Origin of the sequence: Tautonia plasticadhaerens, assembly GCF_007752535.1 — a bacterium.
Lineage (GTDB): Bacteria > Planctomycetota > Planctomycetia > Isosphaerales > Isosphaeraceae > Tautonia > Tautonia plasticadhaerens.
Window position 1 is genome coordinate 2,205,832 of the sequence record NZ_CP036426.1, and the last position, 20,971, is coordinate 2,226,802.

Sequence of the window (20,971 nt, forward strand, 5' to 3'; positions counted from 1 at the left end):
CCCTCCCCCGGACCAGCCGACCCCTCGCCGAAGGAGGCGACCGATGGCGACCGAGGCGAAGCCGAAGCTCATCACCGCCGAGCAGTTCATGGCGATGGACCTCGGCGAGGGGATGCACGAACTGGTCCGAGGGGAGATCGTCGAGGTGACCCCTCCTGGCGGCTGGCATGGATTCGTGTCTGCGAATGCGACCTTCGTCCTGGCGAAGTTCGGCCGGGACACCGGACACGGCTATCCGTTGAGCAACGACACCGCCGTCCTCACCGGGAGGGATCCCGACTCGGTCCGGGGCGGCGACGTGCTCTACTACAGCAACGCCCGGTGGCCCCGGGGGCAGGCCGGGCCCGGCATCCCGCCGCTCGCCCCGGATCTCGTCGTCGAGGTCTATTCCCCGAGCGACCGCCCCGGCAAGATGTGGGAGAAGATCGCGGAGTACTTCAACGCCGGGATCCCGATGGTCTGGGTCCTGTACCCGGATCGGCGGGCCCTGCGGATCGAGCGGGCCGACGACCCCGTGCCGATTGTCCTCGCCGATCGGGACGCGGTGGAGGGCCTCCCCGAGCTCCCCGGCTTCCGCTGCCTTGTCGCCGAGTTCTTCGACTGACCCGCCCCGCACCGCCCCCCCCGGAGCCCGCCCGCCATGGCCGAGTGGCAGAAGAAGACGCTCCCGCTCCAGGACGGCCACGGCTGGACCGCCCGGGAGGGCTGCAACGTCCTGGTCGCCGACCGGGGCGCCGTCCGGTTCGACTACCCGGAGGACTGGGTGGTGGTCCCCGACGAGAAGGGATCGCTCAAGCTCCACGACCGGCAGCCCCCGGACGACGACTGCACGCTGCAGATGACCGTCTTCTACCTCAATCCCGAGGTCGACTGGAGCGGCCTGCCGCTGACGCCCCTGGTCGAGAAGCTGCTGGAGGACGACTCCCGGTTCATCCTCGACCGGGGCGAGGTCGTCTCCCTCCGGAGGGGGAGGACGGAGGTCTCCTGGGCCGAGGTCCGCTTCATGGATCCCAACGAGGCCCGGCCCGCCTTCTCCCGGATGTGCCTGGCCCGCTGCCGGGACATCCAGCCGCTGATCACCTTCGACTACTGGGAGAACGACGCCCCCCGATGCCGGGAGGTCTGGGACATCGTGATGGCCACCCTCCGCCTCGGCGAGACGATCGCCGACCCGTCCGCCGGACCCCCCCGGCGGGACCGCCGCCGGGACGCGGGCAAGGGCAAGGGCAGGGGGCCCGGCCGCCGGTCGCCCTGATCGGCGGCCAACGACCCGGGCTCCCGGCATCGGGACGGCGGCTCCTGGCCTCCCCTGCGGTCGCCCCGGTCCCGGGCCGAGACCCGACGGGATCGCCGCCGCCTCCCGTGCCCCGACCGTCGCCCCTCGTCCGCCGGGCGTCCCGGTCCCGGGCGCCCCGCCCCCGGCCGCACCAGACCGATCGCCCCGCCCCGCTCGCCCGATCCCATGACCAACCCGCCCCCGACGACCGGACCGAGACCCCCACGATGGCCCTGGCTCGTGCTGGCGATCGGGCTCATCTGGACCGCGGCCATCCGCGTGCCCCTGATCCTCCTCGCCGCCGACCACCTCGACAGCGACCTCGCCGTCGACGGCCTGACCCTGCTCGACGCCGTCGAGGGCCGATGGCGGTGGCACTATCCCGGCACCCCCCACATGGGGATCCTGCCGGTCCTGCTCTCGTACCCCCAGGCGATGATCGGGGGGGCCGGGCCGATCGCCCTGGTCAGCGGCGGGACGGTCGCCTGGCTGATCGTGGTGGCGTCGACGTTCCTCCTGGCCTGGCGAGCGTTCGGGCCCTCGGTCGCGTGCTGGGCGATCGTCCCCCTGGTCTTCTCCTCGGTCGGCACCGTCTGGCTCTCGGGTCGGATCACCGGCGGCCACCTGCTGACGCTGGCCTGGCACGCCTCCGCGTTCCTGGGGATGGTGGCCTGCCTCTCGAAGGGAGGTTCGAGGCGGGCGGGCCTGCTGGGGCTCTGGTGCGGGCTCGGCCTGTATCTGGATGCGATGTTCGCGTTCACCCTGGCCGGGCTGGTGCCGGCGGCGGTCGCGTCGTGGTGGTCCCGGGGGCGGTCGAAGGCCGGGATCCTCGCGGCGCTGACGTTCGTGATCGGCCTGGCGATCGGCGCGGTCCCGAGTGAGATCGGCCGTCGGGTCGACCCGCACGACCCCTACAACGAGCAATTCTCCCCGGTCTTCCAACCCGAGGTCCTGGCCGAGCACGCCCGGATCCTGGCCCTGGAATGCCTCCCCCGGCTGATCGCCGGCCATGAGCTGCCCAGTCTGCGGGCGACGCCGGAGGATCTCAGCGGGACGGGGCGTCCCCTCCCCGCCCGTCCCGGCCGGGTCGCCTCCCACCCCCACGCGGTCTTCACGGCGCTCCTGGCGCTCGGGCTGTTCTCGGCCTCGGTCGCCCGGCTGGCGATTGCCGCGACGAGGGGGGCAGATCCCGGTGGCCGGGCGGTGGCGGGGGGGCTGCTCGGCTCGGCGGCGCTGATCGTGGCGGCGTTCCTGGTCAACCGGAACATCTTCAATTCGGACAACTATCGATACCTGATCTTCCTGCTCGTCCCCTGGTCCGTCGGGTTCGGGCTGCTGATGAGGACGATCGCGGGGCGGGAGGTGCTCGGCCGCGTCGCGGCCCCGGCGCTGGCGATCCTGCTGGGGGCCTCGATGACCGCGAGCGTCGCGGGCTGGTACCTCGGGCTCGGCTGGGTTGACGGGCGGCTCGTGCCGAACCGAGAGACGCCGGGCGGCCTCCGCCCCGACGCCTGGGCGGACCTGGTCATCCCGGTCCGGGCGCCGGGCGGCCGGGTCGTCGGGCAGGACTGGTTCCGGATCCCCTCCGAGGCGACCCATATCTACGGCGATTACTGGGACGTCTACCGCGTCGCCTTCCTCTCCGGCGGTCGGGTGGTCGGCGTGCCGTTGCCGACCTACCCGAACCGGTTCGAAGGCTGGTCGGCCGGGCTCGGGCCCGGAAGGGGATCGCTGGTCGTCCTCGACCCCGTCCCCGGCTGGGAGGCGATGCTCGCCGAATCCTGGCGCCGGGAGGGCCGAGACCCCGCCGAGCTGGACCGGATCACCATCACCACCCCCTGACCCCGAGCAAACCCGACCGTGGCGACCGAACCGACCGACGCCGATCGGACTCCCGACACGACATCCGCCCCCGGTTGGTCGCCGAGCCCCCGGCCCCGGGGCCTCGGCGACGTGCTCGCCCTGCTCGCCTGGACCGGGGCGATCGTCGCCTTCTTCTGGGACGTCGTCTCGATGCGGGCGGCCTTGTTCTACTTCGACGTGACTGAGATCAACCTCCCCTACCGGGACTTCTTCGCCGACGAGCTGAAGGCCGGGCGGTTCTCCCGGTGGTTCCCCGGGGTCTACTGCGGGATGCCGCTCTACAGCGAGAGCCAGGCCGGATATCTCCACCCGTTGAAGTACCTGCTCTACCCCTGGATGGAGACCTGGCGGGCGTTCGGGCTGGACACGGTCGGCTCGATCTGGCTGACGGGCCTGGGAACTTATGGGTGGCTCCGGCGGCACGTCGGGCCGATCGGGGCCCTGACCGGGGCCTCGCTCTTCGCGCTGAGCGGGTTCATGTGGGCACACCTGATCCACACGAGCATGATCAACGCGCTGGCGAGCGTCCCGCTGGCGTTCTGGGCCCTCGAATGCGCCTGGGACGGCGGCCGGCTCCGGGGGGTGGCGCTGGGGGCCCTGGCCCTGGCCTGCCAGATCTTCGCCGGTCACCTGCAGGACTTCCTGCTGTCGAGCATGGCGATCGGCGTCTACGGGCTGTACCGGGCGTCGATCGAGCGCGGGGCGCGGGGCCGCCTGACGGTCCTGACCCTGGCGGCGGCGATCCCGGTGCTCGGGTCGGTGCTCTCCGCCGTGCAATGGATCCCGTCCAAGGAGCTGCTCGACCGCTCCCCCCGGGCCGAGGGCCTGACCTGGGACGGGCTCACCTACGGCTCCTGGAGCCCGGAGCTGCTGCCGACCCTGGTGCTCCGGGAGGCCTACGGCACCCGGGCCAGGGACACGGACTGGATGGACGGGTTCTACCCGTACCACGAAATGAACACGTACATGGGCGTCATCGGCCTGGCCCTGGCGGTGGTGGGGATGTCGGGGCGTCGGGACCGCTGGGGCGCCTTCTGGCCGATCCTGGCGACGGTCGGCGGGCTGTTGATGCTCGGCCGGTTCACCTTCCTGATGGACCACGCCCACGAGATCCCGGTCCTGGGGAGTTCCCGGATCCCGGTGCGGTTCCACCTCTGGGTGTCGCTCGCCGTGGCGGCCCTCGCGGCGATCGGGGCCGATCGCCTGGCGAGGCCGGGGGAGGTCCGCCTCCGATGGGCGGCGCTGGCCGTGGCGGCCCTCGTCCTGGCCTCGATCCCGATCATGCTCGTGGTCTATGCCCCCGCCTTCCGGGTCCCCGACCCCTGGCCGAAGCCCTACCACCAGGACCGATACCGCTGGCTCGGTCGGGAACTCGCGGAGGCCGGTGCCCGGACGGCCGGCCTGACGATCCTCGGCCTTGGACTCGCGATCGCCGCCGCCCGGCGGTCCGGACGGGGCCGGACGATCGCCGCGGCGGGCCTCCCGCTGGTGGTGATCGCCGAACTGCTCGGGGCGCATTGGAATGACGTGGTGACGATCGACCCCGCCTACTGGACCGACCCGCCCGCCAGCGCCGTGCGGATCAAGGCCGACCCGGACCACGGGAGGGTCGTCGGCGTCGCCCGGTTCTCGGCCGGGGAGCCGGGCTACGCCTCGTTCCCGATCGACTTCATGGCCGTCCGCGACACCCTGGCCTGGAGCCTGCCGCCGGCCTACGGGCTGGACTCGGTGATGGGGGAGACCCCCATGATCCCCCGGCGCTGGAAGCGGTTCATGGACGCGACCTCCGGCAGCCTGACGCAGGCGAGCGTGGCCTCGGCGTCCCACGTCCTCTACGGCTCCCCCGGCGGGATCCCCGACTGGCCCCCGCCGGAGCAATTGGGGACGGCCTTCGTCTTCACCAACCCTTCGCCCTCGCCCCGGGCCCGGCTGATGGGCCGCCCGGCCTACGCGACCGGGGAGGACGAGGCGGTCGCGCTGCTGGGGCGACTCGGCCCGGAGATCCTCCGCCGGGTCGTGGTCGAGGATCCCGATCGGCCGCTTCCGGCCGACGCCGAGGCGGGCGGCCGGGCTGAGGTCGTCGCCGACCTCCCCGAGCGGGTGGCGGTGCGGACCCGGTCGGACGGGCCCTCGTACCTCGTCCTGGCCGACACCTTCGACCCCGGCTGGTCGGCGACGGTCGACGGCGAGCCGGCGCCGATCCGGCCGGCCTTCGTGAACTTCCGGGCGGTCTACCTGACGGCGGGGGACCATGAGGTCGTCTTCCGGTACCGGCCGGCCGGCTTCGGGCTCGGCCTGGCGATCTCGGGGACGGGCGCCGTCATGGCGTTGGGGATGCTCGTCTCTCGGAAGCGAGTCGCCCGGCTCGGGGGGGAGCACGGGCCGGTCGGCTGGCCGGGCTGGTGGCCGTGGGTGGCGGCGGTGTTGGCGTCGGCGATCGTGGCGGCCTCGACGGTGTCCCTCGGCCCCGAGGGGGTGAGGCCGCACCCGAGGTGGTCGATCGGCCTGCACGGGTTCACCTGGGGGGCCGGGATCGAGGCCATGCAGCGGGAGCCGATCGTCGACCGACCCTGAGGCCCGTCCCCCCCGGCCCGGTCCTCGCCTAGTCCCGGGTCACCCCCAGCTCCCGGGAGACGGCGTCCCGCATCACCTCGACCGGGGCGTCCTTGCCGGTGAAGAGCTTGAACTGGAGGGCGGCCTGGCGGACGAACATGTCGACGCCGGTGACCGTCCGGCACTCGCGCTCCCGGGCGAGTTTCAGGAACATCGTGTTCTCGGGGTGGTAGATGGTGTCGAAGACGAGCATCCCGGCGCGGAAGGCGGCGGGGGGGACGGGGGAGTCGTCCAGGTTCGGGTGCATGCCCACGGGGGTGCCGTTGATCAGGATGTCGCAGGGGGTGCTGGCCCGGGCGGCCCAGGACGTGTATCGGCACCCGACCTCGGAGGCGACCCGGGCGGCCCGCTCGTCGTCCCGGTTGACCAGGGCGACGCCGGCCCCCCGGCGGCTCAGGCCGTAGGCGATCGTCCGGGCCACCCCCCCGGCGCCGAGGATGACCACCTGCTTGTCCATCAGCACGCTGACCTCGTCCCGGGTCGAGCCGCCGAAGGCCTCCTCCAGGACGCCCATCGCGGCGTGGTAGTCGGTGTTGTGGCCGGTCCAGACGCCGTCCTTGATGACCACGGTGTTGCAGGCCTTCAGCCGCTCGACGGCGCCGTCGACCTGCTTCAGCAGGGGGATGATCGCCTCCTTGTGCGGGATCGTGACGCTCAGGCCCTTCAGGTCGAGCCAGGAGAGCGCCTCCAGCGACGCCTTGAGCGTGCCCCCCGGGATCAGCAGCGGCACGTACACCTTGTTCATGCCGAGCTTGCGGAAGGCGGCGTTGTGCACCGCCGGGCTGAGGCTGTGGGCGACGGGGTCGCCCAGGACGGCGTAGACCTCGGTGTCCTTGTTGATCCGGTTGTAGCCGTAGTCGCGCCAGAGCTCGTCGAAGCCGAGCATGCCGGGGGCGAAGACGCGCTCGGGGTTGAACCCGGCGTAGGTGAAGGGCGCCCCGTACTTGCGGTTGAGGATCCGGGTGAAGACCCCCAGCGGTCCCATGGCGATGCCGACCGTCGGCACCGACTCCGACGACCGGGCCGCCGCCTCCATGAGCCGGGCGGCGTCGCCGATCGACCTGGCCAGGGTGGCCACCTTCACCACGTCGGGGCCGGCGCCCCGGGCCTGGTCGAAGATGGTGTCGAGGTCGGCGGGGGTCTCCCGGAAGTTGTGGTAGCTGACGATCCGCTTGGTGTGGCCGAAGCGGGGGATCGATTTGGCGATGTCCAGCTCCAGGTCCACGTAGTCGACCTCGGAGACGATCGCCTCCCGGATCAGCAGCAGCCGCTTCTCCTCGGTGCCCCTCCAGAGGCCGCCGTCGGCCCCCCGCCGGACGGTGAAGACCAGCGGGGTGTGCCGCTCGGAGAGCAGGCGCTTGAGGTTGATCTCGCTGCGGAGGCAGTCCATCCGCAGCTCGACCAGCTCGGCGCCGGCGTCGGCGGCCTGGCTCCACTCTTCCAGCAGCGTGCGGTGCCGGCCTCGGCCGAGGGTGACGCAGATCATCGGCGGACGCTCCACTCTGACTCGGACGCTCGGGCGTTCGGATTCGGGTCGGATCAGGTCGGAGGATCGGTCGGGCGGGCGGCGGGCCGGGGAGGCGCCCCCGCCCCCTCCGATCCCGGGGGGATCGGCTCATCATACGACGATCGGCGGGGGGGAGGAAGCCGGTCAGGGGGCGGCGGGCGACGGCCGGGATCGCCCCTCAGACCCGGCCGAACTGCTTCTCCAGCTCCTCCTTGGTGAAGACGAGGGCGGTGGGGCGGCCGTGTGGGCAGTGGTGGTGGTCGGTCACAAGGTGGCGTCGGGAGAGCAGGGCGGTGACCTCGTCGGCCGAGAGCCGCTGCCCCGCCTTCACCGCGGCCTTGCAGGCCATCAGGCTGAGCACGTCGTTGAGCACGGCGTCGGCCGAGGGGGGCACGGCGCGGCCGACGAGCTGCTCGGCCAGGTCCCGGAGCAGCCGGGTCGGCGAGACCGGGCCGAGCATCGCCGGCACGCTCCCCACCAGCACCGTCCCGCCGCCGAAGGGCTCCACCTCCAGGCCGAGCCGGGCCAGGACCTCCCGGCGCTCCAGGACCTCGGCCGCCTCGTCGGCCCCCAGCTCGACCGGCTCGGGGACCAGCAGCCGCTGGGACTCCACCCCCCCGCGCTCGACCCGCCCCCGGAACTCCTCGAAGAGGATCCGCTCGTGCAGGGCGTGCTGGTCGATCACCACCATGCCGTCCTCGGTCTCGGCGATCAGGTAGCTGTCGTGGACCTGGATCGCCCGGGGCGGCAGCGACGCCAGCTCCTCGACCGGCCGGGCCGCCGCCGAGGCCCCGGCGACGGGACCGGCCGAGGCCGAGGCCGAGGCCGAGGGTGGGGACGGAGGTCCCGAAGGATCCGAGGTCTCCCCGCCGAACTCGTCGAAGGCCGGGGGCGGGGCCGCGCCCGGCTCGGGACGGGGGGGGAGTGCCCGGGCCCAGTCGGGTTCCTCCCGGACGGGCAGGGGGCCGAGGTCCGGGGGCGTCGAGGACGACCCCGACGGGGGGAACCACGAGGCGACCGTCTGGCGGTCGGGGACGCCGGGGCGGAGGGCGAAGTCGGACGACCCCGAGGCCCCCGGGGAGCCCGGCCGGGCCGCATCCGAGGGCCCCGGCGGCGTCACCTCGGGCCGGGCCGGGGGGGCCTGGAGCCGGCCGTGCAGGTCGCTGGTCAGGAAGGTCTGGCGGACGGTCCGCAGCAGCTGGCCGTAGATCCGCTGGGAGTCCCGGAAGCGGACCTCGACCTTGGTCGGGTGGACGTTCACGTCCACCTCCTCGGGGGGCAGCTCCAGGTGGAGGAAGGCCACCGGGATCCGGCCGACCATCAGCAGGCCCCGGTAGGCCTCGGCCAGGGCGTGGGCCAGGGAGCGGTCCTTCACGTACCGGCCGCCGACGAACAGGTACTGGCCCTTGGCGCTCGACCGGCTCTGGGAGGGGTGGGCCACGTACCCCCAGAGGTGCACGTCGTCCACCTCGCTCTCGACCCAGAGCAGGGCCTCGGCCAGCTCCCGGCCGAAGAAGACGGCCACCCGCTCCTTCAGGCCGGTGACGGGGGGCAGGTCGTAGAGGGTCTTCCCCGCCGACCGGTACGTCAGGTGGATCGTCGGGTGGGCCAGGGCGATCCGGGTGAACATCTCGGCCACGTGGCCGGCCTCGGTCGTGTCGCTCTTGAGGAAGGTCCGGCGGACCGGGGTATTGAAGAAGAGGTTGCGGATCTCGAAGCTCGTGCCGACCGGGCAGCCGCAGTCCTTGATCTCCGACGCCTCCCCCCCCTCGATGCGGATCTCCGAGCCGACCTCCGAGTCCGCCGTCCGGGTCTGGCACCGGACCCGGGAGATCTCGGCGATGGCGGCCAGCGCCTCCCCCCGGAAGCCCAGGGTCCGGATCGAGTGCAGGTCCTCGGCCCCGACCAGCTTGCTGGTGGCGTGGGGGCGGAAGGCCAGGGGGAGGTCCTCCCGCGCGATCCCGGAGCCGTCGTCGGCCACCCGGACCAGATCCCGGCCCCCCCGCTCGACGGACAGCTCCACCCGGGTCGACCCGGCGTCGATCGCGTTCTCCAGCAGCTCCTTGACCACGCTGGCCGGACGCTCCACCACCTCGCCCGCGGCGATCTGGTTGACGACCGACGGAGGCAGCTCTCGGATCTGTCCCATCGCCCTCGCTCCCCTCCCCGGATGGCCCTTCGGCCATTATACACTCTGATCAAACGATCAGGAGGACGGGTCGGGAGCGAGCCGAGGGCGGTCAGGGGCGGCGATCGGGCGGCCCAGCCGGGGGCCGGGGGCGGGCCGGGGAGGGGTCGGTGCGCCCGGCGTCCCGGCGGGAGCCCGGCCCCGCATCGGGACGCAAATCGTTGCGTCGAAACGCATTCCCGAGCCCGTCCCGATCCGGTGCGCCCCTCGAAATGGGTTCGGTCCGTCGAGGCGCATCCGACGAGGCGGGCCGGGCTTCGGCCGGGGCCTCGGGCTCGGCCTCGGCCTCGGCCGAGTTCGAGGGAGGGGCAACGGCGACCGGGCCGGCCGAAGGCCCGGTTCGGAGGGGATCCGGCCGGGTTTCGACCTCAGCCGAGGGGATCGGGGAGCCGGGGAGGGAATCTGCCCCGATCGGATCGGGCGACGGCTCGGAGGCGATCCGCTCGAAGCCGGGGGGGGCCGGGTCGGCGTCGACCTCGCACCACCAGCCGCCCCCCACCGGGGCCCGGGGGATGCTGCAATGCCTCGCCTCCTTCGACAACTCCAGCAGCTCCCGGCGCCGGCGGTCCCGCAGGTTCAAAAACAGCCGGACGGCGGCGTTCGCCGCGCGGTCGGCGGCCACCTCGTAGCGGTGCATCAGCTGGCCCTCGCCCGACGGGTCGGCCGCCGCGGCCTGCAGCGCGACGGCCCGGCCCTCGGGCCCTTCCACCTCCTCCCACGACTCGGCCCGCAGCCCTTCGAGCCGCCGCACCTGCTCGGCCACGAACCGGCTCAGGGAGGCCCGGGCGTGCGCCGGGTCGGTGGGAAAGCCCTCCTCGGCCTCCAGCCGGGGCAGCGCCGTCACCTGCGTCGGCGACGCGGCGGCGGTGAGGATCCAGAGGCGGCGGACCTCCCGGTCGGCGTCGGGGCCGGGCAGGGAGTCCGGGAAGCCGAGCAATGCCTGGGCCTTCAGCACCGTCCGCTGGTCCCAGCCCTGGCCCAGCTGCAGCGGGGCGTCCAGGGCCTGCCACCGGCGGATCAGCCAGTCGCAGCCGAAGGCGGTCCCCTCCAGGTCGAGCACCGTGTTGCTGGGGTCCTTGACGAGGTCCTGGGCCTTGCGGCGGGCCCGGGCCTGGCGCCGCTTCTCCCAGCCGGCCAGGGCCTTCAGCGCCGCCTCGCGGCGGGTCTGCTCGCGGGCGCGCTCGATCCGCTCCAGCTTCACCGAGCAGGCGGCGGCGCGGCGGGCGAGGTGGCGCTCGACGACGTTGGCCGGGCCCATCTCGCGGTCCCAGCGGGCGAGCTGGGCGTCGAAGGCGGCGCGGTCCTCCTCGGGGACGACGACCTGGGCGGCGAGGCCGTGGGCCAGGCCGTTGCGGCGGCTGCGGAGCTTGCCCTCGGCGGTCCTGGGTCCGGTGGAGCGGAGGGCGTTGCGGCGGTTGGCGGCGAGCTGCTTCTCGGAGGGGGGCGTCATCGGGGGGATCTCAAGGGGTGCCCGGGCCGCGGATCGGCCCGGCCGCGCCGGGGGGACGGCGTCGTCCCGCGCGATCGGCGTCGGCCGTACACCCTTAAGATCAGGGGATCGGGCCCCGGCAGTCACTTTTTCCGCCGACGGGGCCGAGATTTCCGCCATCGACCCCGGCATGGACCGGATGCTCGTGATCGCTCCACCCCGAAGAATTCGGGCGGCCCCGATGCGCATTGGACGTTCGGTGGGTGGCCGTGAACATGAGAGGTTCATGCACCGAAGATCCGGAGGGATCTGTCCCTCTGAAGGTCCGGACCACGGGAATAGGCCCGAAAGAATCCACAACTATCAAACGTACATCGTCTCGATCAACGGGCACTGCGGGGACGTGCCTGCGGCGGGTGCAAGCGGGAAGAATCGGGCTCAGCAAACGGACGGGAACCGACGCCGAGATCTGGCCCCTTGAACACGACGAGCCACCCGAGTCCAATCTCCGGGAGTGGCGGACATTCAGATTCGATCGAAGGAGGCAGCGATGGACATGATGAGATGGTCGGCTCTTGTCCTGCTGGCGGCGATCGGCGTCCTGTCCCCATCGGCGGCCTTCGCCGACCCCATCGTCGGCCAGGTCGATGACTTCGAGGACGGGACGACCCAAGGCTGGACAGTGAACTTTGCGGGGATGGCGCCCCCGCCTGCCGACGCCCTCCCCACCGTCGTCTCGACGGGAGGGCCCGGTGGGGCCGCTGATAGCTTCCTGATGTTGACCTCCCTCGGCGGCAACGGTCCGGGCAGCCGGCTCTCGGTGGGCAACCTCGATCCCCGTTGGACCGGGGACTACCTCGCCGCGGGCGTGCGCGCCATCACCATGGACGTGAACAACTTCGGATCGACGGAGCTGGCCCTGCGGTTGGCCTTCGAAGACCCGACGGCCGGCCCGCCCAGCAACGTCGCCTTCTCGACGGACGCGTTGATCGTGCCCACCGGCAGCGGGTGGATGACGGTGACGTTCCTCATCGGGCCGGGCGACCTGACCGCCGGGCTCGGGGACGTCGACGCGGCGTTGACGGGTGCGACCCTCATCCGCCTCTACCACAGCCCCGACCCCAATTTCCCCAATCCGGTGTCCCCGATCCCCGCGGTCGTCGCCCAGTTGGGCATCGACAACATCGCCGTCGTGCCGGAGCCGGCGTCGCTCGTCCTGACCGTCACCGGCCTCATCGGATTATGCTCGTCGATCCGCCGACGTCGCAGCTCGTAGCGGCCGTGACTCGGGAAACGCCCGGGGTCTGCATGGCCTTCAGCCCCGTGGACCCCATGGCCGGGCTTGCTGACATGGCGAGGCGTCCCAGTGCGACGCCCCTCCGGCCGGCGGCTCATGGGCTGCTCGGCGCCGCCCTCGGCAGCCGCACGCCCGGTCGCGTCGGCCTCGGAGCCTCCTCGCGACCGGACTCGCCTCGAATCGGCGCCGGGCAGGGACCGGCGCGATTGCATTTATGATGACGATTCGCCCCTAAGGATCGGTGCCGGCGGGGTGGCCGGGGTCGTCCTCGACCCCGGTCGACCGGCGTCGCCTGGGTGACCGGACCGGGGTCGAGGACGACCCCGGCCACCCCGCCGGTGTGACAACCCCATCGTCGCGAGGGATCATGGCCCTGACTCCATCCCCATCGGGGGCGGGGAACGTACGACGTCGAGCGAAGCGGCGTCGATCGGGAGCAAATCGGAGCCTCACGGGAATTTGCTTGCCTTTAGTTTTCTGCCATGCATTGATATCTTTCGCCGCGGAATTCTGGCCTGACTTGGCAGGAAGTGTCGAGGCCTGGACCGATTGACGCATCAGGCCCGATTCCTCGCGGTGACCTATGTTTGTGCATCGATTTCGCTCGGCGGTCTGGTCCGCTTAGCCCGGTCGATAGTCGGTTAGAATCGAGGCGACAATCATGAGTATGACAGCGACAGGCGAGGCGAAGGCCTTGGAGGTCGGGCGCCACGCCCCCATCGCGAGCACCGGAATCCGAATCGGCTGGGCCGTCGTCTGCTGCGTGCTGGCCTACCTCCGCCTCTCGGGCGTGATGGACAACCGTTTCCAGGCGTTCGCCCATCTGGTCGTCGGTGGGCTGCTCGGGGCCTGGGCCCTGGGGATGGTGGTCCAGAAACGACACCACATCCGCGTGGCCCCCGGCATCTATGGGTGGCTCGCGCTCCTGACCTCGCTCGTCGAGGTCTACGCGTTCATGGCCGGCAAGGGCGAGATCGACGGCGTTTAGGGATGGCATTCCCTGCTCGCACCGCAATGCCGCCAACCCTGGCGCCGCGGCGGGCCCGGCTCGCCGCTGTGCATCATGGTCATATCGAGGCCCGACCCGGCGGTCCGGTCCGCCGGGCCTGGGCGAGAAGCGGTCTCTGAGTTTTCATGACGGAGAGAAAATATGCCAGGTATCGGCGTGGATGAGAGGCTCCTGAGCGGCGAGAAACTCGCCCAGGCGTTGCAGCAGGATTCGTCGTCGGGCCTGTGCACGGTCGTCGGTGCGGCCAAGCGGTCGGACGACGCCTATTCGGGGGAGATCCTCTTCAACCAGGACCCGATGGGCGGCTCTTGGACGAAGGTCCCGGTGGAGATGATCGAGTCCGCCGAGATCCTGGGCCGGGTGAGCGTCTCGGGCGAGGTCTGCCAGTACGTGCGCCTCCACCTGAGGACGCCCGCCGGCCCCGAGGCGGCGGTCCTGTCGCGGATGCTGGGCCAGCGCGGGTTCGCCGCCGCTTCGGGGGGCGGGACCACGCCGCTCGAGAACGGCGGCACCCTGCCCCTGCTGCGAGCCGGCGATGGGGTCCTGCCGCTCCGGCTCGTCGACGGGGCCGCGCTGTTCCCCGGGATCGATCCCCTCGCCGGGACCGGCTGGGGCAATGGCCTTGTCCCGGTCGGCTGGCGCGTGGGCAACGTCTTCCTCGTGATGGGGTGGCGGGTGGGCAATTGATCGCGACGCCAGTGCATCCCGCATCCCTCGTGGGCATTCCCGGGCGTCAGTCGAGCCGCCTGACCGCGCTCATGGCCGTATCACACAAGGGCGGCGGGGTGGCACAAAAATATTAAGAGTCCTCACCCTTGGATTCCACTTGTCCCTCCGGTGCTCCGGGCCGACCCGGCACCGGCGGGGCCGGTGGCACCCGAGATCGGCCGTCCGCCTGCGCCAGCCGCCGGGAACCGCGACGTCGGGTCGGGCCCCCACCATCCGGGATTCCTCGCGCAGAGCGGCCCGACGCCCCGGAGCGGCTCGCAACCTGGGGGAGCGATCCGGCATCGGCCTTCCCCCATGTTTCTCCCCGAACCCCATCGAGAATCCCGGGATGTTTTTGGGGCGGGCCGAGGTGTTTGAATTCGGTTTCGGGTCCGTCGGGACACGGCCAGTCGTCACGCCGCACGCGGCGCCCCGGGCGCCCGACGATGGGCAGGCGGACCGTGGGCGGGCAACCCATTCCGGGCCATGATCACGTCAGGCAGCTTGATGTTGTCCGATCGCTCGCATCAAGTCGCACATCTGAGAGCGACCCATGAAGAGGTGCAGGATGACACGATTCGTGCTGATCGCCGGCCTGACCCTGGGCTTGACGGCCCCGCAGGCGGGGCATTCGATGGGCCTGGAGGGGGAGGAACCGCTTGAAGTCAAGGTCGGCGACTTCGTGCGTAACGGCGGTGCGACCGGGGAGGTGAAAGCCGTCAAGCCGGATGGTTCTGTCGAAGTGTTCGTCATCAGCCCGCAATACGGCACCGCGACATGGCGGGTCGGAGAGGTCACCTACGCGTGGATGACTCGCTCCCATCAGCTCGCGACGAAATACCAGGAGGTCCCGCCCGAGCTCGACACGCGTGGGAACGATTACAAGATTTCCATCTCCGTCCCCGACGACGCGGGGAAGACCTCCCTGAGCGGCAGGCGCGTCCTCATCATCAGCGCCGACGGCCCCGAGCTCCCGGAACTCGACATCCCGATGGGATTCCTCGAATCGAGGGGAGCCGAGGTCGACCTGGCCGGTCAGAGTTGGATCTTCGACGGCGACCCCGAGACCAAGGTGCCCTACCGCAACCCTCCCGGGCACATCGTCATCGCACAGTGGCTGGCCGACGACATCTGCGTGAAGGCAGACCTGGCTTTAAGGAATGTCGACGTAGGCAAATACGACGCGATTTTCATCCCGGGTGGCGCGTGGAACCCGGACATGCTGCGGACCGACGGCGACGCGCTGAGGGTCGTCCGCGAGGCCCGCGCCCCGGGGAAGCTGATCGTCAGCCTGTGCCACGGCCCCCAGGTCCTCATCAACGCCGACAGGGACGGCGAGAAGAAGAACGCCGTGTTCCCGGCCTGCACCAAAATCACCGGGGTGGCCAACATCCGCGTCGACCTGGAGAACGCCGGCTTCACCGTCCTCGACGAGCCGACGGTGTACGATGAGGAGTGCCGGCTCCTCACCGCGCGTGACCCCAACGATCTCGGGCCCTTGTGTGAGGAGATGGGGCGTCTGTTGGCCGCGGAGCGGGAGTAGGACCGAGGTGTCGTCCGGGGTCCGGGCCGGTCAGGACTCGCCGCGGGTGGCCGGGAGACACGTCGACCCGGTCACCTTTCGACACCCTTGAACTGGCCCGGGCCGGTGCTGATGATGGTCATGGCCGTGGGGACTCCTCCGATCGATGGGATCGAAGGATCGCCATCCGTCTCGAGATGACCCCGAGGCGGCCTCTCGGCGTGCATGAATCTCGTGGCGTTCGGGCGATTCTCGGAGGCGTTTATGAGCGGATCCTTGACGCGACGGTCGGTCTTGCAGTCCGGCGGGCTGGTGGGCCTGGCTGGGGTCGTCCCCGGGCGGGCGGTCGCGGGGGCGCAGGGCGAAGGGGAATCGTTCCAGAGCCGATTCGGCGAGGTCAGGGTGCTCGGCGCCGGCCTCCTGGAACCCGGCGCGGTCACCGGCAGCGTCTCACCCGATGGGCTCGCGACGACGATCCTGTTCGGCGACAGGCTGGACGTCCGCCTCGATGCGGACGTCGAGGCGGGCAGCATCACCAGGGTCGCGGTGCTGGAGATCCCCGTGACCATCCCCGACCCGAAGGAGGAGCGCTTCCTCGGGTATCATGCCAGTGTCCCCGGGACGGTGGTCAAGGGCGAAGGGACTCGGGTCGTGCTGTCCCTCGACCTCGGGGGGAGCCACCACGCCGTCGAGTACCCGTTCGGCGAGGCGTATGAGGGGGGGATCAACCCCGATGACTTCTTCGCCTACGCCCGGATCCAGGTGAAGCAAGTGGTCGGGCCCGACGGCGAGCGGGACGTGATCGAGATCCCGACTCCCCCCCATTTCACCGCCATCCTGATGGTGTCCATCCAGCGCCGGACTCCCGATGAGGTCGCGTCCGTGCTGATCGAGAATCTCGACGTGGAGATCATCCGTCCCCGGAAGGACTCGGGGTCTCCTCAGGATGGCGGGACCGAGGGACGAGGCCCGGACGGGGAGCCGAAGCCCTACATCAAGAATTAGGCATACTCCTGTGCCGGTTCAAGCGCGGTCGGGTGGCACCGCGGGCGAGCCGTTTCGGGTTGCCGGCGGCGGCTCGCCCGCCCGCGCTCCGGGCCGGTCGAAGATGCCGGAGGGCGATCCGCCGGTGCCCCGGTTCGGGTCGGCACCGGCGGAGCCGGTGGCGCCCGGAGACGAGGAACTCCAGGCCGAGTCCGCGGCAGGCGCCGGCGGATCGTCGGCGGCCGCCGTGCCGTCGGGAGGCGGCTCGGCGGTGGGACCGAGGGGACCGGACCGATCTGCGGGCGGCCGATCGGGGGGGAATCGGCCCAGGTCCGGGTCGACCCGGGTCGACCTCCGGCCGGGGCCGGGGCGTGGCGGCCCGGTTTCGCGGCGGGCGGGGTGGCCGGGGTTCGTGCCGGGCGTGGGGGCGACGGGCATGGGGCGCCAACCGGATCCGGTCGAGCCGCCCGGGTCCGTCTCGTCGGCCGGCCCCCGCCCGCCCGTCACGCCGAGAATTTGCTTGCACCGTTGCACCTATCACGGGATGATCGGGATGTCTGGCGGCTTGAGGAGGGCGGGCAGGCGCGTCGGGAGGCGGATCTCCGCCCGCCTGCCGTGGGTGAGGCGCCAGCAGGAATCGTCCCATGGGTCTTCAATCACGACTGTTCCGCGGCGACCCCGCGCTCGAAGCCGCCGCCGTGTCCGATCCCGCCCATGTCGTCCCGGGCGCGACCGGGACGCACGTCGTCAAGATTCAACAGGCGTTGATCCGGCTCGATGACGCGGACATCGACCCCGACGGGGTCTACGGCCCCGCGACCGCCGCCGCGGTCCTCGCCTACAAGCAGGTGCGATCGATCATCAACCCGGCCCATCAGACCCGGGCCGACAATATCGTCGGCAAGATGACGATGGCCAGCCTCGATCGCGAGATCCTCCAGCAGGAGGCCATCCCCCGGCCCCGAGTCCAGATCAAGCCCACGTCGTTCTCACGGGTCCGCCCGCCCAGGCCGCTCCCCCTGGTCGCGCTGCTCGATCGCTCCCGATCGTTCGGGGTCAATGGTGCGACCGTCGCCGCGCCTGGCTCAGCGACCGGCTCCGCGATCGTCGCCGCGCCCGTCATCCGGCCCGGCCCGGATTTCGGCCCGCGGGTCGTGCTGGAACTGCGCAGGAATAGTGTGGGCAGTTTCGAGGTCACCAATGGCATGTTCGGGGAGGTGTCGATCGCCGACACGGGCATCGCCAAGATCGCCCCGGATGCGCCGGTGGTCCCCGGGGAGAAGGCCCCGGTGGTCCAGGACCCGCAGACCTTCAAGGTCTTCAGCGGGAAGGCGTTGGGCAGGACGACCATCACGGCCAGCACGCTCGCGTTCACGGACGGCGGATCGGCCTCGATCGAGGTGGTGGTCAAGACGTTCGCGACGGCGCCGAGGTTCGTGCAGGGCATCAACCACGCCCATCGGCCGTCGGGCCGCTACGCGGACGTGCAGGCCAACCCGAATAGCGGCTTCCTCCTGGAACTCGCCTGCAAGGTCCACAGCGCGCAGGGGCTCGTGGACCTGGCGAAGCGGACCCAATTCCAGGACAAGCCGATCGCGTTGAAGCACCTCAATTTCTACCTGACCGACGGCAAAGGGGCCGATTTCGTCGAGGACGCCAACATCAAGGACTGGTTGACGCGCGATCGCGGGATCAAGAAACGCCTCAAGCGCGAGATCTTCCCGGGCCCCGGGAGGAAACCGCGGGGGGAAGGGCATTTCACCTTCGAGCAGGACGAGTTCGCCGACGACGCCGCCGGCCAGGATTTCCGGTTCGCGTTCGGCGGCATCGACCGGGTGGATTTCGAGGTCGATTTCAGCCAGGACACCGTCCGGGTGTTCTTCCAGGACCGCTATGAATGGCATCCGGTCTATCCGTTCTACAGCTTCGTGGGCCCGACGGCCCAATTCCCCGAGTCGGGGGACGAGGTCCGGGAGACCAATTGCCTGCATGCCGCCCTGGTCGAGTTGAAGGCCTCCGGGGCCGCCGACTTCTGGATGAAGGGCCAGGCCGAAGTGGCGTTGTCTTCGATCATCGCCCCATGACCCCGCGGCGGGGCGACGCGCCGCCCCGGCTGCCCCCGGGCCCTCGTCTCGGTCCGGGGGCCTGCCCGGCGTCCCGGCGTCGGACCCGGCCGGCGTTCGCCCGGGGGGGACGACGCCCTTGAACGGGCCGGGGTCGAGGCCGATGATGGTGGCCCCGGCCGAGGGGCTCCGGCGCGAGGCGACATGGAGGCATGTCGGCGTCGTTGATGTCTCCCACGAGACGACACATCGACGTTCCTGGATTCGATCGGCGGCCGGAGCCGGCCTCGGGGATCACCCATGAGCGCAGCGTTCGGTTCGCGTTTCTCTCGTGTCCTCGTCCCGGCCCTGGCCTGCATGCTGGTCGGGTTCGTGACCCTCCCGGCCGAGGCGGGGGGCGAAGGGCCCGCCCCCGAGGCCGTCCGCGTCCTGAGCTTCAACCTCTGGCACGGCGGCGACGCGGGGCGGCAGCCGATCGAGCAGACGCTCGCCGTCATCCGGGAATCCGGGGCCGACGTGGTCGGGCTCCAGGAGACGGAGGGGCTGGCCCCGGAGGGGGAACCCCGTCCCGACCGGGGCGCCGAGCTGGCCGAACGCCTGGGGTGGCACCACCTCGACCAGGGGGGGAGGACGGCGATCATCAGCCGGTTCGAGATCGTCGACGCCACGCCCGGGAGGTGGGGTGCCGCCCTCGTCCTGCCCTCGGGCCGGCGGATGTACGCCTTCAACGCCCACCTCGCCCACAGCCCGTATCAGCCGTACCAGCTGCTGGGGATCCCCTACGGCGACGGCGCCTTCATCGAGACGGAGGCCGAGGCGATCCGGGAAGCCCGGGAGGCGAGGGGGGGGCAGGTGGGTGAGCTGCTGGCGGAGGTGGGGGCCGTCCTGCCGGAGGGGCTGCCGGTGGTGATCACCGGAGACTTCAACGAGCCGTCGCACCGGGACTGGACGGCGGCCGCGGCCGCGGCGGGCCTCTGCCCCCTGGGGGTGCGTTGGCCCTCGACGGGCGCGGTCGAGGCCGCCGGGTTCGTCGACGCATACCGGGCCGTTCATCCCGATCCCGCGTCGATGAGGGGCCTGACGTGGACCCCGACGACCGAGCCCGGCGACCCCGGGGACCGGCACGACCGCATCGACTTCGTGTTCGTGAGCGGGGGCGATCGCCCGACGGTCCGGGTGGCCGAGTGCCTCGTGGTCGGCGAGTCGGGGGAGTCCGCCGACCTCGTCGTCACCCCGTACCCCTCCGATCACCGGGCGGTGGTCGCGGAGCTGCTCCTCCTCGACGACGGCCCGACGCCGGCGCCCTCCCCGTCGAACTGACGGCGGCCGGGGTCCTCGAGCCCGGGGGGGACGACACCGGCCTCCGGGAATCCGGCCGCGTCGGGCCCCGGCCGAGTGGCGAGGGGCGAAGGCGGGAACTATGGTCCTCGTGCCGGTGGGATCGCCGAGGCTCCTGTTCGAGCCGACGCCGGCGGCGTGGGGGCGCCAGGGGTCGACCGGACGCCGGGGCCCTCCGCCCGAAGGCCACCTCCCGCCTCCCATCCCTCGAGGACCCCCATGAACTCGATCCCCTTCAGCCGGAGGCGAGGGCGCCTGCGGATTCGCGCCCTGCTCGTGATGGTCGGGACGCTGTCCGGCGTGGGCGTCTGGATGGTCCAGGGGACCACCCCCGGCCGGGCCATGACCCTCGCCCAGGTGCCGAGCGACACGCCCCGCGTCTCCGCCGAGGAGCTGGCCTCGCGGTTCCCCGAGGAGACGCACGAGGCGTACCTGCGTCGGGCCATCGCCAATTCGAGGAGGGCGGGCGTCGAGTACAAGACCGGGGGCGCCTTCGGCGCGGTGGTCGTCGACCGATACGGCAACGTGCTCGCCGACGGCCTCAATCACGTCGTCGCCCAGAACGACCCGACCTGGCACGCCGAGATGCACGCGATCCGCCAGGCCTGCGCCCTGCTCAAGAGCCCCAAGCTCGACGGCTGCATCCTCTACACGTCCTCGGAACCCTGCCCCATGTGCCTCGCCACCGCCTACTGGGCGGGCGTGGATGGCATCTACTACGCCGCCACCGTCGCCGACTCCAAGGAGTACGGCAACTTCGACGACGACTTCATCTACGACCAGTTCTCCAGGCCGATCGGCGAGCGGGCCATCCCTCAGCAGGAGCTCCTCCGGCCCGAGGCCGTCGAGGTCTGGAAGGAGTACGCCGCCCGCCCCGACAAGGTCGACTACTGATCGTCGACGGGGGTGGGGCAGTCGTCCGTCGGGGTCGGCGACGGCGAGGCCGGCCGCACCCGGCGGCGCGGCCGACCGGCGTCGGCACGGGCGGGATCGGGGCCGGGGCCCAGCCCCGGGCGGCGGGGTGGCACCAGCGGACGAGGGGTGCTAAGGTCTGGGTTCCCCTGGCTCCGCCAGTGCTCCGGCCCTGCCCGGGACCGGCAGGGCCGGTGGCACGCGAAGCCGGTGTCTTCGATCCGACCGGGGCACCGGCGGGCAAGCCGACCGCTGCACCCGA

At 71.6% G+C, this 20,971-nt stretch carries 15 protein-coding genes; 12 read left to right on the forward strand and 3 right to left on the reverse strand.

Annotated elements, in window-relative coordinates:
- Positions 1-43: 43 nt before the first annotated feature.
- The 4 genes from ElP_RS08470 (at position 44) to ElP_RS08485 (ending at position 5,713) form a co-directional block, all read left to right on the forward strand.
- Positions 44-604 (forward strand): Uma2 family endonuclease, encoded by a 561-nt coding sequence (locus ElP_RS08470; RefSeq protein WP_145268322.1) that lies wholly within the window; start codon positions 44-46, stop codon positions 602-604.
- A 36-nt stretch (positions 605-640) separates the two neighbouring features.
- On the forward strand, positions 641-1,255 hold the full coding sequence (locus ElP_RS08475; protein WP_145268324.1) for a hypothetical protein: 615 nt from the start codon (positions 641-643) through the stop codon (positions 1,253-1,255).
- A 261-nt stretch (positions 1,256-1,516) separates the two neighbouring features.
- Positions 1,517-3,118 carry a hypothetical protein gene (locus ElP_RS08480; RefSeq protein WP_145268326.1) on the forward strand — a complete coding sequence of 534 codons (1,602 nt, stop codon included), beginning with the start codon at positions 1,517-1,519 and terminating at the stop codon, positions 3,116-3,118.
- 18 nt (positions 3,119-3,136) lie between these two features.
- Positions 3,137-5,713: a YfhO family protein gene (locus ElP_RS08485; protein WP_231749576.1), complete on the forward strand. Its 2,577-nt coding sequence runs from the start codon at positions 3,137-3,139 to the stop codon at positions 5,711-5,713.
- Between the two features lie 28 nt (positions 5,714-5,741).
- Here ElP_RS08485 and aroE read toward each other — a convergent pair whose 3' ends face one another.
- From aroE to ElP_RS08500, 3 genes are all read right to left on the reverse strand, one after another.
- Entirely contained in the window at positions 5,742-7,238 is a 1,497-nt protein-coding gene (aroE, locus tag ElP_RS08490; RefSeq protein ID WP_145268328.1) for a shikimate dehydrogenase, read from the reverse strand.
- Between the two features lie 199 nt (positions 7,239-7,437).
- Positions 7,438-9,408 carry a DNA mismatch repair endonuclease MutL gene (mutL, locus tag ElP_RS08495; RefSeq protein WP_145268331.1) on the reverse strand — a complete coding sequence of 657 codons (1,971 nt, stop codon included), beginning with the start codon at positions 9,406-9,408 and terminating at the stop codon, positions 7,438-7,440.
- 91 nt (positions 9,409-9,499) lie between these two features.
- Positions 9,500-10,897 (reverse strand): hypothetical protein, encoded by a 1,398-nt coding sequence (locus tag ElP_RS08500; RefSeq protein ID WP_145268333.1) that lies wholly within the window; start codon positions 10,895-10,897, stop codon positions 9,500-9,502.
- 529 nt (positions 10,898-11,426) lie between these two features.
- Here ElP_RS08500 and ElP_RS08505 point away from each other — a divergent pair.
- From ElP_RS08505 to ElP_RS08540, 8 genes are all read left to right on the forward strand, one after another.
- Positions 11,427-12,152 (forward strand): PEP-CTERM sorting domain-containing protein, encoded by a 726-nt coding sequence (locus ElP_RS08505; RefSeq protein WP_145268335.1) that lies wholly within the window; start codon positions 11,427-11,429, stop codon positions 12,150-12,152.
- Positions 12,153-12,834: 682 nt separating this feature from the next.
- The gene (locus ElP_RS08510) at positions 12,835-13,161 is read left to right on the forward strand and encodes a hypothetical protein (RefSeq protein ID WP_145268337.1); all 327 of its coding nucleotides are present in this window, start codon (positions 12,835-12,837) and stop codon (positions 13,159-13,161) included.
- 162 nt (positions 13,162-13,323) lie between these two features.
- Entirely contained in the window at positions 13,324-13,869 is a 546-nt protein-coding gene (locus tag ElP_RS08515) for a hypothetical protein (protein WP_145268339.1), read from the forward strand.
- A gap of 589 nt (positions 13,870-14,458) precedes the next feature.
- The gene (locus ElP_RS08520) at positions 14,459-15,433 is read left to right on the forward strand and encodes a DJ-1/PfpI family protein (protein WP_197446819.1); all 975 of its coding nucleotides are present in this window, start codon (positions 14,459-14,461) and stop codon (positions 15,431-15,433) included.
- A 243-nt stretch (positions 15,434-15,676) separates the two neighbouring features.
- On the forward strand, positions 15,677-16,417 hold the full coding sequence (locus ElP_RS08525; protein WP_145268341.1) for a hypothetical protein: 741 nt from the start codon (positions 15,677-15,679) through the stop codon (positions 16,415-16,417).
- 677 nt (positions 16,418-17,094) lie between these two features.
- Complete coding sequence (locus ElP_RS37740; protein WP_197446820.1) at positions 17,095-18,480, forward strand: peptidoglycan-binding domain-containing protein; 1,386 nt, start codon at positions 17,095-17,097, stop codon at positions 18,478-18,480.
- Positions 18,481-18,759: 279 nt separating this feature from the next.
- Positions 18,760-19,779: an endonuclease/exonuclease/phosphatase family protein gene (locus ElP_RS08535; RefSeq protein WP_145268343.1), complete on the forward strand. Its 1,020-nt coding sequence runs from the start codon at positions 18,760-18,762 to the stop codon at positions 19,777-19,779.
- A gap of 237 nt (positions 19,780-20,016) precedes the next feature.
- Positions 20,017-20,691, forward strand: coding sequence for a nucleoside deaminase (locus ElP_RS08540; protein ID WP_197446821.1), 675 nt, complete (start codon positions 20,017-20,019; stop codon positions 20,689-20,691).
- The last annotated feature ends 280 nt before the right edge of the window (positions 20,692-20,971 follow it).

Coding starts and splice junctions, on each gene's coding strand:
- ElP_RS08470 (WP_145268322.1), top strand. CDS start 44: ATGGCGACCGAGGCGAAGCCGAAGCTCATCACCGCCGAGCAGTTCATG.
- ElP_RS08475 (WP_145268324.1), top strand. CDS start 641: ATGGCCGAGTGGCAGAAGAAGACGCTCCCGCTCCAGGACGGCCACGGC.
- aroE (WP_145268328.1), bottom strand. CDS start 7,238: ATGATCTGCGTCACCCTCGGCCGAGGCCGGCACCGCACGCTGCTGGAA.
- mutL (WP_145268331.1), bottom strand. CDS start 9,408: ATGGGACAGATCCGAGAGCTGCCTCCGTCGGTCGTCAACCAGATCGCC.
- ElP_RS08500 (WP_145268333.1), bottom strand. CDS start 10,897: ATGACGCCCCCCTCCGAGAAGCAGCTCGCCGCCAACCGCCGCAACGCC.
- ElP_RS08505 (WP_145268335.1), top strand. CDS start 11,427: ATGGACATGATGAGATGGTCGGCTCTTGTCCTGCTGGCGGCGATCGGC.
- ElP_RS08510 (WP_145268337.1), top strand. CDS start 12,835: ATGAGTATGACAGCGACAGGCGAGGCGAAGGCCTTGGAGGTCGGGCGC.
- ElP_RS08515 (WP_145268339.1), top strand. CDS start 13,324: ATGCCAGGTATCGGCGTGGATGAGAGGCTCCTGAGCGGCGAGAAACTC.
- ElP_RS08520 (WP_197446819.1), top strand. CDS start 14,459: ATGACACGATTCGTGCTGATCGCCGGCCTGACCCTGGGCTTGACGGCC.
- ElP_RS08525 (WP_145268341.1), top strand. CDS start 15,677: ATGAGCGGATCCTTGACGCGACGGTCGGTCTTGCAGTCCGGCGGGCTG.
- ElP_RS08535 (WP_145268343.1), top strand. CDS start 18,760: ATGAGCGCAGCGTTCGGTTCGCGTTTCTCTCGTGTCCTCGTCCCGGCC.
- ElP_RS08540 (WP_197446821.1), top strand. CDS start 20,017: ATGAACTCGATCCCCTTCAGCCGGAGGCGAGGGCGCCTGCGGATTCGC.